The 13,464-nt window shown below is 65.3% G+C and carries 14 protein-coding genes; 7 read left to right on the forward strand and 7 right to left on the reverse strand.

All coding sequences use genetic code 11. The features are described from left to right. Nucleotides 1-139 precede the first annotated feature (139 nt). From NKJ34_RS08710 to NKJ34_RS08720, 3 genes are read left to right on the forward strand one after another with little or no spacing between them, the layout of a single operon-like run. The gene (locus tag NKJ34_RS08710; RefSeq protein ID WP_253738124.1) at nt 140-1,492 is read left to right on the forward strand and encodes a heme o synthase; all 1,353 of its coding nucleotides are present in this window, start codon (nt 140-142) and stop codon (nt 1,490-1,492) included. Then, nucleotides 1,489-2,166 (forward strand): DUF7546 family protein, encoded by a 678-nt coding sequence (locus NKJ34_RS08715; RefSeq protein ID WP_253737901.1) that lies wholly within the window; start codon nt 1,489-1,491, stop codon nt 2,164-2,166. The genes NKJ34_RS08710 and NKJ34_RS08715 overlap by 4 nt, the downstream gene beginning before the upstream one ends. A gap of 35 nt (nt 2,167-2,201) precedes the next feature. Beyond that, nucleotides 2,202-2,438, forward strand: coding sequence for an Rdx family protein (locus tag NKJ34_RS08720; RefSeq protein WP_253737902.1), 237 nt, complete (start codon nt 2,202-2,204; stop codon nt 2,436-2,438). A gap of 4 nt (nt 2,439-2,442) precedes the next feature. On the opposite strand, the gene NKJ34_RS08725 is transcribed toward NKJ34_RS08720, so the two are convergent. Further along, nucleotides 2,443-3,459, reverse strand: coding sequence for an aldo/keto reductase (locus tag NKJ34_RS08725; protein WP_253737903.1), 1,017 nt, complete (start codon nt 3,457-3,459; stop codon nt 2,443-2,445). A gap of 229 nt (nt 3,460-3,688) precedes the next feature. On the opposite strand from NKJ34_RS08725, the gene NKJ34_RS08730 reads away from it, so the two are divergent. Continuing rightward, a complete protein-coding gene (locus NKJ34_RS08730; protein WP_425491797.1) occupies nt 3,689-4,345 on the forward strand; it encodes a DUF7344 domain-containing protein in 657 nt (218 codons plus the stop codon). Nucleotides 4,346-4,352: 7 nt separating this feature from the next. Here the strand turns inward: NKJ34_RS08730 and NKJ34_RS08735 are convergent, their stop codons facing one another. Next, the gene (locus NKJ34_RS08735) at nt 4,353-5,441 is read right to left on the reverse strand and encodes a glycoside hydrolase family 5 protein (protein ID WP_253737905.1); all 1,089 of its coding nucleotides are present in this window, start codon (nt 5,439-5,441) and stop codon (nt 4,353-4,355) included. 381 nt (nt 5,442-5,822) lie between these two features. On the opposite strand from NKJ34_RS08735, the gene NKJ34_RS08740 reads away from it, so the two are divergent. Genes NKJ34_RS08740 through NKJ34_RS08750 form a run of 3 tightly spaced genes read left to right on the forward strand, consistent with a single transcriptional unit; the run spans nt 5,823 to nt 10,002 of the window. Next, nucleotides 5,823-8,726, forward strand: coding sequence for a glycosyltransferase (locus NKJ34_RS08740; protein WP_253737906.1), 2,904 nt, complete (start codon nt 5,823-5,825; stop codon nt 8,724-8,726). Beyond that, on the forward strand, nt 8,723-9,499 hold the full coding sequence (locus NKJ34_RS08745; protein ID WP_253737907.1) for a glycosyltransferase: 777 nt from the start codon (nt 8,723-8,725) through the stop codon (nt 9,497-9,499). Before NKJ34_RS08740 ends, NKJ34_RS08745 begins: the two co-directional genes overlap by 4 nt. Continuing rightward, entirely contained in the window at nt 9,496-10,002 is a 507-nt protein-coding gene (locus NKJ34_RS08750) for a GtrA family protein (protein WP_253737908.1), read from the forward strand. The genes NKJ34_RS08745 and NKJ34_RS08750 overlap by 4 nt, the downstream gene beginning before the upstream one ends. Before the next feature lie 175 nt (nt 10,003-10,177). Here the strand turns inward: NKJ34_RS08750 and NKJ34_RS08755 are convergent, their stop codons facing one another. From NKJ34_RS08755 to NKJ34_RS08775, 5 genes are all read right to left on the reverse strand, one after another. Continuing rightward, the gene (locus tag NKJ34_RS08755) at nt 10,178-10,597 is read right to left on the reverse strand and encodes a hypothetical protein (protein ID WP_253737909.1); all 420 of its coding nucleotides are present in this window, start codon (nt 10,595-10,597) and stop codon (nt 10,178-10,180) included. A 102-nt stretch (nt 10,598-10,699) separates the two neighbouring features. Beyond that, the gene (locus NKJ34_RS08760) at nt 10,700-11,527 is read right to left on the reverse strand and encodes a DUF7289 family protein (RefSeq protein WP_253737910.1); all 828 of its coding nucleotides are present in this window, start codon (nt 11,525-11,527) and stop codon (nt 10,700-10,702) included. Further along, a complete protein-coding gene (locus NKJ34_RS08765) occupies nt 11,520-11,993 on the reverse strand; it encodes a DUF7266 family protein (RefSeq protein ID WP_253737911.1) in 474 nt (157 codons plus the stop codon). Before NKJ34_RS08765 ends, NKJ34_RS08760 begins: the two co-directional genes overlap by 8 nt. Then, nucleotides 11,990-12,883: a DUF7261 family protein gene (locus NKJ34_RS08770; RefSeq protein WP_253737912.1), complete on the reverse strand. Its 894-nt coding sequence runs from the start codon at nt 12,881-12,883 to the stop codon at nt 11,990-11,992. The genes NKJ34_RS08765 and NKJ34_RS08770 overlap by 4 nt, the downstream gene beginning before the upstream one ends. Further along, complete coding sequence (locus tag NKJ34_RS08775; protein ID WP_253737913.1) at nt 12,871-13,464, reverse strand: DUF7288 family protein; 594 nt, start codon at nt 13,462-13,464, stop codon at nt 12,871-12,873. Before NKJ34_RS08775 ends, NKJ34_RS08770 begins: the two co-directional genes overlap by 13 nt.

A 13,464-nucleotide genomic window follows, 5' to 3' on the forward strand; every position in this document is an offset into this window, starting at 1 on the left:
TCGCCGCCGGGACTCGGCGGGCGATGCGTGGTTGGATCCTCGAAACGGGGCTCCTATATATGTCGACACCCAATAACTGGTAGTGACTTCGAGTACCCGATCACCGGATCGGTTTCCGGGGCTGTTGGCGGCGACGACGATGGGGGTCTACCTCCTGCTCGTCGTCGGCGTGGCGACCGCGCTCACCGACGCCGCCGCGGCCTGTACGGCGTGGCCAGTCTGCGGCACCGGCTGGTCGCTGCCCGCGAGCGCCGCCGGCTGGATCGCCTTCGGCCACCGGATCGCCGCGGTCGTCGTCGGCCTCGGCGTCGTGGCGACGACGATCATGGCGTGGCGACGGTCGACGAGCCGACGCATCCGGGCGGCGCTGACGCTGGCGCTGCTGGTGTATCCGGCCCAGGCCGGCCTCGGCGCGCTCGTGGCGACGACCGGCGGAACCGAGACGCTGTCGGTGGTTCACCTCGCCGCGGGCGTGACGATCTTCGGCGGCCTGTTGGCGGCGCTGGCGTGGTGGCTGGAGGCCGAAACCGGCGACCCCGACGACGCCCCCGAGACGCCGCCCGAACCCTCGGAACCGCTGGATCCGACCGAGCGCCCGGCGGTGCCGAGCGACCCGGTCGACCGTGCGAAGGCGACCGTCGTCGCCTACTTCCGACTCATGAAGCCGCGGCTGATGTGGCTGCTGTGTCTGGTCGCCGCCGCGGCGATGGCGCTGGCCAGCGGCAGCGGGTTCGAACTGACGCCGTATACGGCCGCGGCGACACTCGTCGCCGGCTCGCTGTCGATCGGCGCGTCGGGGACGTTCAACCACGTCCTCGAACGCGACGTCGACCGGCGGATGGCCCGGACCAACGACCGGCCGCTGGCGACCGACCTCGTTCCCGTGCCGAACGCCGTGGCCTTCGGCCTCGTGTTGACTGCCGTCTCGGTCGGCCTCTTTTGGACGATCAACTGGCTGGCGGCCGTCCTCGGCCTCACGGCCATCGTCTTCTACAGCGTCGTCTATACGCTGATTCTCAAACCCAACACGGTCCAAAACACCGTTCTCGGCGGTGCAGCGGGCGCGCTGCCCGCGCTGATCGGCTGGGCGGCAGTCACCGGCTCGATCGGTGCCGGCGGGCTGCTGTTGGCGACACTGATCTTCCTGTGGACGCCCGCCCACTTCTACAACCTCGCACTCGCCTACAAGGACGACTACGAACGCGGCGGCTTCCCGATGATGCCGGTCGTCCGCGGCGAGACGGCGACCCGTCGACACATCGTCTGGTATCTCGGGGCAACGTTGGTCGCCGGGGCGGCACTCGCCGCCAGCGGAACGCTGGGCTGGCTTTACGTGGCGACGGGGGTTGTCTTCGGCGGGATCTTCCTCTGGATGGTCGTCCGGCTCCACTACGAGCAGACCAAAGCCGCCGCCCTCCGGTCGTTCCACGCCTCGAACGCCTACCTCGGCTTCGTCCTGCTGGCGATCGTCGTCGAAGGCCTCGCGCTATGAGCGAACAGGGAACCGGCCTTTCGATCCCGCTGCCGACCGGCCGGCGGCTCTACTGGGGGTTGTTCCTCAACAGCCTGCTGTTGACCCTTGGTCTCTACGTGCTGGTGACGCCGGCCGATCTCGGCTCGCCCCGACTGGTCGGCTACGGGCTGCTCTGGCTCACCGTCTCTGTGTGGGTCGTTACCAATACCCACCTCGAGCCCGCCTCGCCGTCGACTCGCCGGTGGGCTCGCGTGGTAGCCGGCGGCTACTTCGGGCTGCTACTGTTCGCCGGCGGGGTCATCGGCGCGGGGATCGGCGACGCCGCGACCGGGTTTCGGATCGCGTGGCTCCCGTTCGGCTTCGGTCCGGCGGCGCTCTACAGCGGCGCGCTGGTGACGATCAACCTGATCCCGATCTATCTGGTCGGCTACACGGCGCTGGCGTATCTCGTCTACGACACCGTCATCGAGGCGTCGGGCTCGGCCGCCGCCGGCGTGCTGGGGCTGTTTTCCTGTGTCTCCTGTTCGTGGCCGATCGTCGTCTCGCTGGCCTCGGCGGTGACTGGTGGGAGTTCGATCCTCGTCGCCTCGGCCCTGCAGGTGTCCTACGGACTGTCGACTGCCGTCTTCGTCCTCACCGCCGCGCTGCTGTACTGGCGACCGACCGACTGGCTCGCGGGGCTCCGGCAGTAGGCACTCTTTTCGGCCGCCGGACCCGTTGGTAGCCTGTGACTACCGTCGAAATCGAGTACTGCGTTCCGTGTGGGATGTTGGATCGCGCGCTGGATGTCGAGGAGGCGATCCTCCGACAGTTCGGCGAGGAGGTAGAACGGGTGGCGCTGGTGACCGGCGATCACGGGATCTTCGTCGTCCGCGTCGACGGCGAACAGATCTTCGACAAGGAAACCGATCGGTTCGACATCGACGAGATCGTTCGGCGACTTCGCCCGCATGTCGGTCGGTAGCCGATCAGTGACCCCAGCGTCGACCGTCCTCGTCGAACCGCGCGTCGGTGATCCGGTCGTGTTGGTCGTCGGTGAGCGAGACCTCGGCGGCCCGGAGGTTCTCTTCGAGTTGGTCTGTGGTTCGCGCGCCGACGATCGGCACGCAGGTGAAGGCGTCCTGATCCATGAGCCACCGCAGCGAGACCTGTGCCGGTGTGGCGTCGACCTCGTCGGCGACCGCCCGGATCTCGTTGAGGACCTTCCAGCCGCGCTCCGAGAGGTAGAACCGTTCGAACCGTTCGTCGAAACTGCCGCGCGAGCCGTCGGGTGCCCGGACCGATTTGGGGTCGGCGGGGTCGGCGCGTTCGTACTTTCCGGTGAGGAAGCCACCGGCTAACGGCGAGTAGGGACAGACTGCGAGGTCCTGATCCGCACAGACGTCGAGGTAATCCTCGACGTCCTTGTAGTAGCCCGCGTGGAACAGCGGCTGGGTCACGTCGAACCGCTGGTAGTCCTCGACATCGGATTTCCACAGCGCCTTTGTCAGTTGCCAAGCGGCCATCGTTGAGGCCCCGAGGTAGTTGACTTTGCCCTCCTCGACCAAACGATCCAACGTCGACAGCGTTTCCTCGATCGGGGTGTTTTCGTCCCAGCGGTGGATGTAGTAGAGATCGAGGTAGTCGGTGCCTAACTCCTCGAGCGTCTTGTCGATCTGGTTGCGGATGTGGGTCCGCGAGAGCCCCGACCCGTTGGGATTGTCCTCGTCGTAGTCGAAGTAGACCTTGGAGGTGAGGACGAACTTTTCTCGATCGCGGTCTTCGAGCCACGACCCGATGTAGGACTCACTGGTGCCGTTGGGATCGCCGTAGACGTTGGCCGAATCGATGAAGTTGCCGCCGTGATCCGCGAACGTATCAAGCAACTCGTGTGCCTCTGCTTCGTCCGTTTCGAGGACACCGCCCGTCTTGCGCCCGAAGCGCCACGTGCCGAAACAGAGTTCTGAAACGCGCGTGCCCGTTGACCCGAGTTGTCGGTACTCCATACTCCGTTGTTAGTCGACCTCGTGAAAAACGTGTCCATCAATAATCCTGATGGATCCTGCGACGTTCCGTGGAGCCGGTTCCGTCCCGACTGTACGCCGTAGGCTCTCTTGGCGAGTTCCGCCCGTCCCTTTAGTCGGCGCCTACTGTCACCTGTCGAATTCAGTTCGAATGTTTAGTTGGATACTACTGTTATGTACAGCGGTTCTTCGAACTGAATGTGTGTCTGTGATGCAAAAACAAGCGGACAGTTCGACTCGCGATTCCGTCGATCTCTCCGAGGAGTCTCGCGGCTCACCGCCGTCGTTCCGTGGCTTCTCGGCTGATCGTCCGACCCGTCCGACAGCTGATACTGACGAGGTGGCTGTCGCACGGGTCGACGAGTCGACGACAGCGTTCGAGCAGCGTTCGGCCAATAACCTGTTCGACGTGTTATCGAACCGTCGGCGTCGGTACGTGGTGTACGTCCTAAAACACGCGCGTGGGCCGGTCGAGTTGGGGCCGCTCGCAACGCAGATCGCGGCATGGGAAAACGACGAGCCGCGCGCGGATGTCTCCGGCGTCGAGCGAAAACGCGTCTATACGTCGCTCCAACAGGTCCACCTCCCGAAGATGGACGATATGGGTGTGCTCGTGTTCGACAAGCGTTCGGGGACCATCGAGCCTACCGCGTCGTTGGCGGAGGTGACGCTCGATACCGACGACTCCGACGAGTCGGCTTCGTGGGCGGTCTCCTACCTCACGCTGTCGGCGCTGAGTCTGGGGCTCGTCGCCGCGATCCGGCTCGATCTCCGGCCAGTCGCGTTGTTTCCGGACCTCGCATGGATGACGTCGTTGATCCTGACGTTTCTGTTGGTATCGATCGTACAGTGGTATACGACGTCGTAGTCACCTGTTACCGGTCGCGCAACGTCTCTCGAACCCATTGTCCGGTCGGCGTGAGGTTGGCTTCGGTCCACGAGCCGTCGGTCGTCCCCTCGGTCCAGACGCCCGACGTTCGCCAGTCGTCGGAGTAGTTCCAGAACGCCCAGCTGATGGTGTTGTCGGCCAACACGTCCATGAACTCCCGGGTGCTCTCGAAGTCGTTTGTCCCGTCCCCGTCGGCTTCCATACTCCCACACTCGGTGACGAAGATCGGCAGTTCGTCGGCCGCCGCAGCGAGCCGGTCGCGCTCCCACTGGCCGTGGGTCGACGCGTAGAAATGGTAGGCATACAGGAGGTTCTCGCCGTCGACCGGATTCTCGATAATCTCCCGTGGCCCTTCGGAACCGACCTCGGCGAACCCGAGTGACGACCAGCCGCGCGTCCCGACGACGATCGGGCCCTTGGGATCGTAGCGTCGGATCACCGGGATCACCGCCTCGGCGTACGCCTTGATCCGGTCCCACGCGACGCCGTTGGGTTCGTTGCAGATTTCGTAAATGACGCCCTCGCTGTCGGCGTATTCGGCGGCGACCGTCTCGAAAAACGTCGTGGCATGATCGAGGTTCGCCAGCGGGTCCCCCGGATCGTGGATGTGGAAGTCGACGATCGCGTACAGTCCACGATCGAGGACCGCGTCGACGATCCGCCGCACCTCGTCGGTGAACCCCTCGGGATCGGTTTCGTACCCACCCTCCTGGACGTACATCGCGATCCGGCAGCAGTCCGCCTGCCAGTCGTCGGCCAGCGCGTCGAGGGCCGCGTCAGTCAGAAACTCTTCCCATCCGAACCACTGGATCCCGTGGGTGCTCATCCCGCGCAGCTGCACCGGGTCGCCGGAGTCGTCGCACAACGTCGTCCCGACCACCTGTAGCTGTCCGTGCCGTTCGACCGGTGTCTCGCTCACACCGTCCGGTTCGTCCGCATCCGCCTTGGATTTCCCTCCGAGTCGACCGCGCCGACTCGGATACATGCTCCCGAGCGATCCCGGTCGACGGCGTTCCGAACGGGTGGCCCGCTGTCCGGATCGGTTTCCCTCGTCTCCCGCGGTAGGATCCGTCATACGGGCGGTTTCTTCTGACTGGCTATGACTTCGAACTATAATTTGAAATAATAGCCTTATCTAACCAATTCAAAAAACAAACATCGCGATATTTTCTAAATTAGTTATTGTATAATGATTTTAGGCTGTTTTTAATTTGTTTCTGCCAAACTAATACTACATCTATCCGGACCTTGGCGTTCGCCGACGAATGTCAGATAAACAGTATTCAGAAGGGACGATTGTGATAGATCGGCTCCCGCCGACGACCGGTCGGCGTCGACACGCGAGTTCGACGCCCACGGTGGATCGATTCGAACCGACCCCACCCGAGGGGCTACCCGACCACGCCCGCCGGATTCGGATACGTCCAGCGGCGTGTCGCTGGCGGAGGGCGGTCCGATGCTGAGCCCGATTACGCCTCTGACCGTCCTGACCGTCCTCGCGGTGTGTTTCGGTATCATGTGGACGGTGATGAACGTCTACAACTACTACCCCGTCGCACGGGCCGGCCTCGAGCGCGTCGTCACCGGCGAGTCGACTACCGACGTCTCGTTCGTCGGGACCGACGCCGTCGACCTCTCGGAGTCGGTGTATCCGGCAATCGACGTGTTCGTCCCGGCCTACAGGGAGGCCGACGTCATCCACCAGTCGATCAAGTCGATCCGGTCGACCGACTACCCGCAAGAACAGCTCTCGTTGACGGTGCTGCTTGAACCCGACGACCACGAGACGATCGCTCGGGTGCAGGAACTCGCCGAATCCATCGACCTCGATCTGCTGGTCGTGCCCGAAGACTATCCCGGGAGCCCGAACAAGCCGCGGGCGCTCAACTATGGGTTCGAACACACCGACGGCGATATCGTTGGCATCGTCGACGCCGAAAACGTCGTCAGTGAGGATCTATTCGACCGCGTGGCGACGGCCATCGTCGCCGAACAGCACGACTACGTCCAGGGGATGGTCGACATGGTCAACGAGGAGGACGGCTGGAAGAACCTGCTGTTCCGCGCGGAGTACGGCTACTGGTACCGGTTCATCCTCCCGGCGTTCAAGCGGCTCGGCTTCCCGATCCCGCTCAGTGGCACCACCTGCTTTTTCCGCCGGGACCTGCTGGCGTCGATCTCCGACCAGCGGGCTGCTCGCAAGGGCGACCCGTGGGATCCCGACGACGCCTCGTGGTTCGCCGACCACGACCTCTCGGGGATCACGCCGTGGGACCCGACCAACGTCACCGAGGATTTCGAACTCGGCTTGCAGTTGTGGTGTACGGACTACAGCTTCGGGATCATCGAGTCGGTCACCAAAGAGGAGTCGCCGCGAACGCTCGAAAACTGGCTGAAACAGCGCACCCGGTGGCAGAAGGGGAAGGTCTTCACGTTCCTCGATTTCTTCAAACACCGAGCCGGCGAGTCGACCCGTCAGCGCGGCCACCTGTTGTGGCAGTCGTTCCTCCCGCATGCGGGTCCGCTGAACGTCACCGGCCTGCTGTTGCTCATTGGTGTCGGGAGTGCGCTGGGATTCGTCCCGCCGAACGCCATCGTCAGCGGGATCCTCTCGTTCGGGCTCGTGTTCCTCTTTGTCGGGGTGGCCTCCTTCGCAGTCGGCTACTGGCTCACCTCGAAGAAGCCGCCGATGCATCGACTGTCACGGGCGGTGTTCGTCGCCGTCACGACACCGGCCTACTGGGTGTTACAGTGGACCGCCGACATCCGGGCGTTCAAACAGCTGGCCGTCGGCGATCTCGGCTGGGAGAAGACGGTCCACGAGAAAAGCGGTCGACTGGAGGCGCTCAAACAGGATCCCGAGGAGACTGACTCCTTCGCTGGCGCGGTTCGTGCGAAGGCGACACAACACTTGTGGCTGTGGCCACTCCTCCTGTTGGCACTCCTGCTCCGTATCCCACGGCTCAACCGGAGCCTGTGGATCGACGAAGTCTATTCCGTCGCCGAGCGGGGGTCGATGGGATTCCTCGAAATCATTACAACGATCGCCGATCCTCATCCGCCACTGTACTACCTCGCGCTACATACCTGGATGCTCGTTTTCGGGGAGTCACCGATTGCTGTTCGGTCGCTTTCGCTTCTATTCGGGGTCGCGTCGATAGCTGCCGTCTATCTGCTCGGATACGAACTGTACGACCGGCGAACCGGGCTGATCGCTGCGTTACTTGTGAGTCTCTCGACGTTCCACATCCAGTACTCCCAGACCGCGCGGATGTACACGATGCTGTTTTTCTTCGGTGTGCTGTCGATCCTGTTTTACACGCGTTGTCTGCGGGACCACAGCCTCGACAATCGGTTCGGCTACGCAATCACGACACTTTGTATGCTACTGACTCATCCGTACGGCTCGTTCGTGCTGTTGGGTCAAATTCTCCACCTCGGCGTGTGGTTAATCAAGACTAAAGACCGACAGCGTGTCAAGCGCTGGCTCGGAACCGAGACGTTGGCAGTCGGTCCGTTTGTCCCCTGGCTCGGGCTCGTGGCGTTCCAACGCTATCTCGTCGGCGGTAGAGCCGAGACGCGCTGGTTGTCGACGGCTAGCTTCGCCGATTTACGAAACGTCGCGTTCGCCTACGTCGGCGTCCCGGTGAACTACCCGACAGTTAACATCACGTCGTTTACCGCGTTCGCCGCATGGTTCATGATCGCCGCCGGAGCCGGCGTCATCCTGTGGCAGGTATACTCCGAGTGGCAGTCGGAGCAAGCTGTCAGCCCTACGACAGTTTTCGGGGTGGTGCTTCTCGCGCTCGTCGGGATTCCCTTCATGATCTCGGCGACCGTGTTTCCGTTTTTTGCCACCCGGTATACCTTCCTCGGGCTCGTGCCACTGATAATCCTTGTCGCCAAAGCAATCAGTGATATCGACGTTTCGAGCCTTCGATACGGCGTTCTCGCCGTGGTTCTACTCCTGACGCTATCGATGCTGCCAGTATATTACGGGGCTGATCACGCCGAGAATTGGAACGATGCGACTTCGACTATCGAAGCCGACAGTGATGATTCGCTCATCGTGACGGTGCCTGGGTTTACAAAAAACACCACAGACTACCACCTCTCGGAGAACACTTCGGTCGACACGATTCGGTATGGGCCTCCGAACGCGATCGATGAACAGGTCGCAGCCCACGATCCGGACTCGCTGTGGGTCGTCGTACGGACACGTGGTCCCGGCCGAGACGAACTCCAGTGGTCGATGCCGGAGGGGTACGAACCCATCGGCAACGAGTCGGTCGGCCGGCTCGAACTGATCGAGTACGAGCCCCCCCCGACCGCCGGCAACGCCACGGAGGTGGCCGGATGACCGACCGCTCGCTCGGGGTCGTCATTCCGGCCTACGAACCGGATATCGACCGTCTTGCCGGCTACGTCGATCGAATCGTCGACCGGCTCGATCCGGCGACGGTCATCGTCGAACTCGATGCGCCGGACCCCGAGACGCTCGCGGACCTGCGGTCGCTCCCGGTTACCGTCGACGCCGTCCAGCGACGCCGGGGGAAGGGGGCGGCGATCACCGCCGGCTTCGAGTCCCTGGAGACGGATCTCCTGCTGTTTGCCGACGCCGACGGCTCGACGTCGGTCGACTCGCTGGCGGCGATCGTCGAGCCCGTTCGCCGCGGACAGGCCGCGCTTGCGGTCGGCTCGCGCCGCCATCCCGACGCCGAGATCGCCGACGAGCAGTCGGGGTTCCGCCGGCTCCTCGGCGACGGCTTCAGCCGGCTGGCCGGCACGCTGCTGTCTGTGTCGCTCGACGACTATCAGTGTGGTGCGAAAGCCATCGACGCCGAGGCGTGGGAGCGGGTCCACGACCACCTCTACGAACCGGGGTTCGCATGGGATGTCGAGTTGATCGCCATGGCCGGGGCCGTCGGGCTGTCGGTCAGGGAGATCCCGATCGAGTGGGAAGATCGCCCCGGCTCGACGGTCGACCCGGTCGCCGACGCGGCGCGGATGTTCCGGGCGCTGGTGACCGCCCGGCATCGCGCCAAACAGCTGACCGACGATCGGCTCCATTCGGTGATCGCCGCCCGGCGGACCGAGCCGACGCCGCTGATCGAACGGGGAGCGGAGCTATGACCGCCCGCGACCGCTTCTCACGGTGGGTTCCCGACCGGCTGGCACCGTTGGTCTCGGGCGCGCAGTTCGGCCAGTTCCTCTCGGTCGGCGCGGTCGGCGCGGTCGCCGACACGGCGGTGTTGACCGCGTCGACGCTGCTGATCGGGGTCCCCGAGCTATGGGGAAAGGCCGCCGGGATCGAGGTCGCTGTCGTCCTCATGTTTCTGCTCAATGAGCGGTGGACGTTCACCGACCACGGGGCCGGCGGTTGGCGGCCGCTGCTCGCACGACTCGGGAAATCCCACCTCGTCCGCTCGGGTGGTGTTGCCGTCCAGCTTGCCGTTTTCTGGGCACTGACCGGCCCCTTCTCCCTCCAGTTCCGGCTCGGTGGCACCGATCTCTGGTTCCTCGTTGCCAGCCTCGTCTCAATCGGCGTCGCCACTCTAATTAACTACGTCTTCGAGGGGCTGTTCACATGGGAACTCGACGACGCCACCACGAACGAGGGGGTCTCGGCCGACTGATCCAGCTCCGAGACGGCATCACCGATTGGTCGGCGTCGACCGCTGGAGGTCAGTATGGTGGCCGCTGCCACGCTGTCTGGGTTTCCGGCGGCACGACTGCTCGGGGATCGACGTCGGTTGACCGCCGCGATCACCGCGGTCGACCACACGTCCCTTGGGCGGTTGTGCCACGGGCTCAGATCTCCCCGGCGAGGTAGGCCTCCCGCGTGCGGGCGTCCGAATACAGATCTGCCACGAGGTGTGTGTACACCGTCACCGCCATCGCGATGGCCCAGTACCGGTCGACTGCCCACAGTGTGCCGACGAGCGCCCCGCCGATCAACACGTGGCTCAGCAGCCGCTGGTCGCGCCAGAGATCGCCCGAATCGAAGATGTTCGCCTGGCCGCCCACGACCAGCGAGGGCTCAGCCAGACACCGCCGGACGTTGAGCCAGTCGCCGCGGTTGAGCCGCGCGACGACGAAGTGGTCGACGTCGATCCCGACACCGACGGCGACCATCGCCATCCAGATCCACGGCCCCTCGCCGGGTGGGGCAGCCGCCGCAACCGGTAGTCCGACGAGCGCCGACAGCAGTGCGTGGTGTTTCGAGTACATCGGTTAGGCCCCGGCTCCTCGTTTCGTCCGACTGAACCCCCGGCGAACTGGCCGCCATCCCCCGATCGGGGAGCGACCGCACGCTGCGTGATCCGGCGGCGCTCATCGGAACTGCACGTCGACGTGCGATTCCGGCAGGCTGGCCCGGTCGGCCGCGAGGTCGACGACGACCCGGGTATCGGTACGCAGCGTCTCGTTGACATTGAACCCGTCGGCGGCGAGCTGCCGCGCCCAGCCGTCGGCTCGCGGCGATTCGATCTGCAGCCGGAGATCATCGCCCGCAACTGTACTGTTGAACACCGACTTCTTGATCCCGCGGGGGTCCCGTTCGCCGACGACGAGGACGGTCCGGTCGCCGCCGACGGCGGTCGTCTCGCCGCCCGGGTGGGTGGCGACCACCGGTACCACCGCTCGATCGTCGCTCGCAACGAACGGCGTCGACGAACGGGCGATGCTCCGACCGTCGTCGCTCCGGAAGACGACGCCGGCCTCGTAGACGACCCGGCTGCGGTCGCTCCGGTAGACCAGCGGCTCGAAGGAGACGTTGGTCTGGCGGTCGTTTACGAAGCCGCCGCCGTCCCACTGGCCGAGCGTGATCCGGACCGAATCGCCGGTGCCGAGGGTGCCGCTGGCCAGCCGGACTTCGGTCGCCCGGCTGGGGTCCTCGTAGCGCCGGAGGTCCGCGAAGTTGTCCCGGAGGACATCGAGGGCCCGCTCGACGTTGGTGACCTCCTCGGCGGCCTGTCGGTCCTCCAGCCCGGTGAAGCCGACGACGCTCACCGTCGAGATCGTCAGGATGACGAGCGAAAACACGAGGATGTAGCCCAGCGTCTCGCTGACCGCCCGCTGGTCGACGCCGAACCGGCGATCGGGTGGCGCTGTGCCGCCGGTCAACCGGCCGGCGGTGGTCGACCGTATCCGGTCAGTCATTGGTCACCTCCAGCCGGTCGGCCGTCGGGTCGTACTCGATCCGGAGCCGGCCGCCGCTGACGTTGGTCGGCTCGACCGGCACCCGCGTGGCGGCGTAGTCGACGGTCACCTCGACATCGGGGTTCGACCGGCGGAGCGTGATCGTCCCGTCGTCGACGGCGATCCGGTAGCCCGACCCGGCGACCCGCCGGGGGAGGTCGACGGTGTGGCCGACCGTCGGAGTGGTCCCGGTCGCGGCGGCGTCCTCGCGGGCGATCTGCGCCAGTCGGTCGGTCGAGCCGATCGCCGCGGCCAGTTGGTCGCCGACGACGGTCAACTGGTCGTCGGCGACCTGGCCCGACCGGCTCTCCATCAGCCCGCTTGCGCCCGCCAGCAGCGCCCCCATCAACAGCATGGCGACCCCCAGCATGAGCACGTAGCCGACGGTCACCGACACCGCCCGTCGGTCGACCCCAAACCGAGTCATCGCGGCTCACCCGGTGCGACCCGCACCGTCGTCTCGAAGTCGACCTCGGGCGTCCGGTAGACCAGATCGATGGTCGCCGCGAAGACGACTGCCTCGGTGTCGACGGCCGCGTCCACGCTGTCGTACCCTCGGACGGTCGCCGCGAACGTGCCGTCGGCTGTCCCGCCGTTGACGATCCGAACGTCCTCGACGGTCGCTTCGGGCCACAGCCCCCGGTAGCAGTCGACTGTCGCGCTCCCGGCCGACAGTTGGTCGCCGGTGAAGTCGACCGTGGTCGGATCGCTCTCCGGGATCGAACACTGCCGGCTGGGGCTGTGGGTCTCGTTGGCCGCGTCGACGACGACCGCACCGCCCTCTTCATAGACGTACCGGGTTTCGTTGCCTCCGGCGGTGACAAACCGGACGCCGAGGGCGTCGGCTTCGACGTCGGTCGGATCGGTTGGAAGCGAGCCGGCAGTGAGCGTGACGTTCCGGGCTTCGTCGACCCCTTCGACGACCGCCCAGTCGTTGCCGGTATCGAGGCTGTCGGCGGTGAGTCGTCGACCGTCGGTCGTCCCATTGAACGAGACGTTAGCAATGACGCCCGCCCGCGCCTGCTGGCGGTCGACGAGCGGGCCCGTCGCGTTGATTCCGTCGGCGACGGCTGCGGGGTCGCCGCCGCCGCGGTTTTCGGTCCTGATGAGGTCGGCAACGCCGTCGACGGCCTGCCCACGGAACGCGATGGCATCGCGGCTGTCGGCGGCGGTCTCGCGGGTGGCGACGTTCTCGGTGTAGACGGCGGCGTTCAACAGCAACGCGACCGTCAGCAGGATCACCGCCAGCGCCAGCGCCGTGATCAGCAGTAGCTGGCCGCGGTCGTCGCAGCCGAGCCGGTCGGTTACATCCGCCATGTGGTGATGCGCACCTCCACCCGGTTGTAGAGTTGGCCGTCGTCGACGCTCGACGCGTAGAACGGCTCGGTCTCCAGCCGGCAATCACTGGTACAGTCGCCGGTGAGCCGGCTCTCGTTGGTGAGCGTGATCGTCCGGCTGGCGGTCACCGCGTTGTCGCTGGGCTGGCCCAGACTCACCAGCGGGTCGGTGCTCACGGCCGTCGCATTCGCATCGAAGTACCGCACCCGCACGTTGTAGGCGATCCGGCGCTCGGCGAGCGTCTCGTTGAGGGCGGCCAGAAACGCGGTCTGTGAGCCCGCCCGCTGGTAGTAGCCGGTCTCGCCGCTGTCCTGAAACGCCCCTCGGGAGGCGTTCCAGTAGAGCACCGTCTCCTGCAGCGAACCGTCGTCGGCCGCCGTCGACAACAACCCATCCGCAAGCGCCCGCTGTTGGTTCTCGATGTGCTGGTTCGAGGTGCTGGCCGACAGCGGCGTCACCGCCGTCGCCTGCATGGCGAACAGCAGCGCACTGAGCAACAGCAGTGCGGCGATAAACGCCTCGACGGTGTGGGCCTGTCCCCGGTCGACATCTCGGTTCAT

The organism is Halohasta salina (assembly GCF_024178165.1).
GTDB lineage: Archaea > Halobacteriota > Halobacteria > Halobacteriales > Haloferacaceae > Halohasta > Halohasta salina.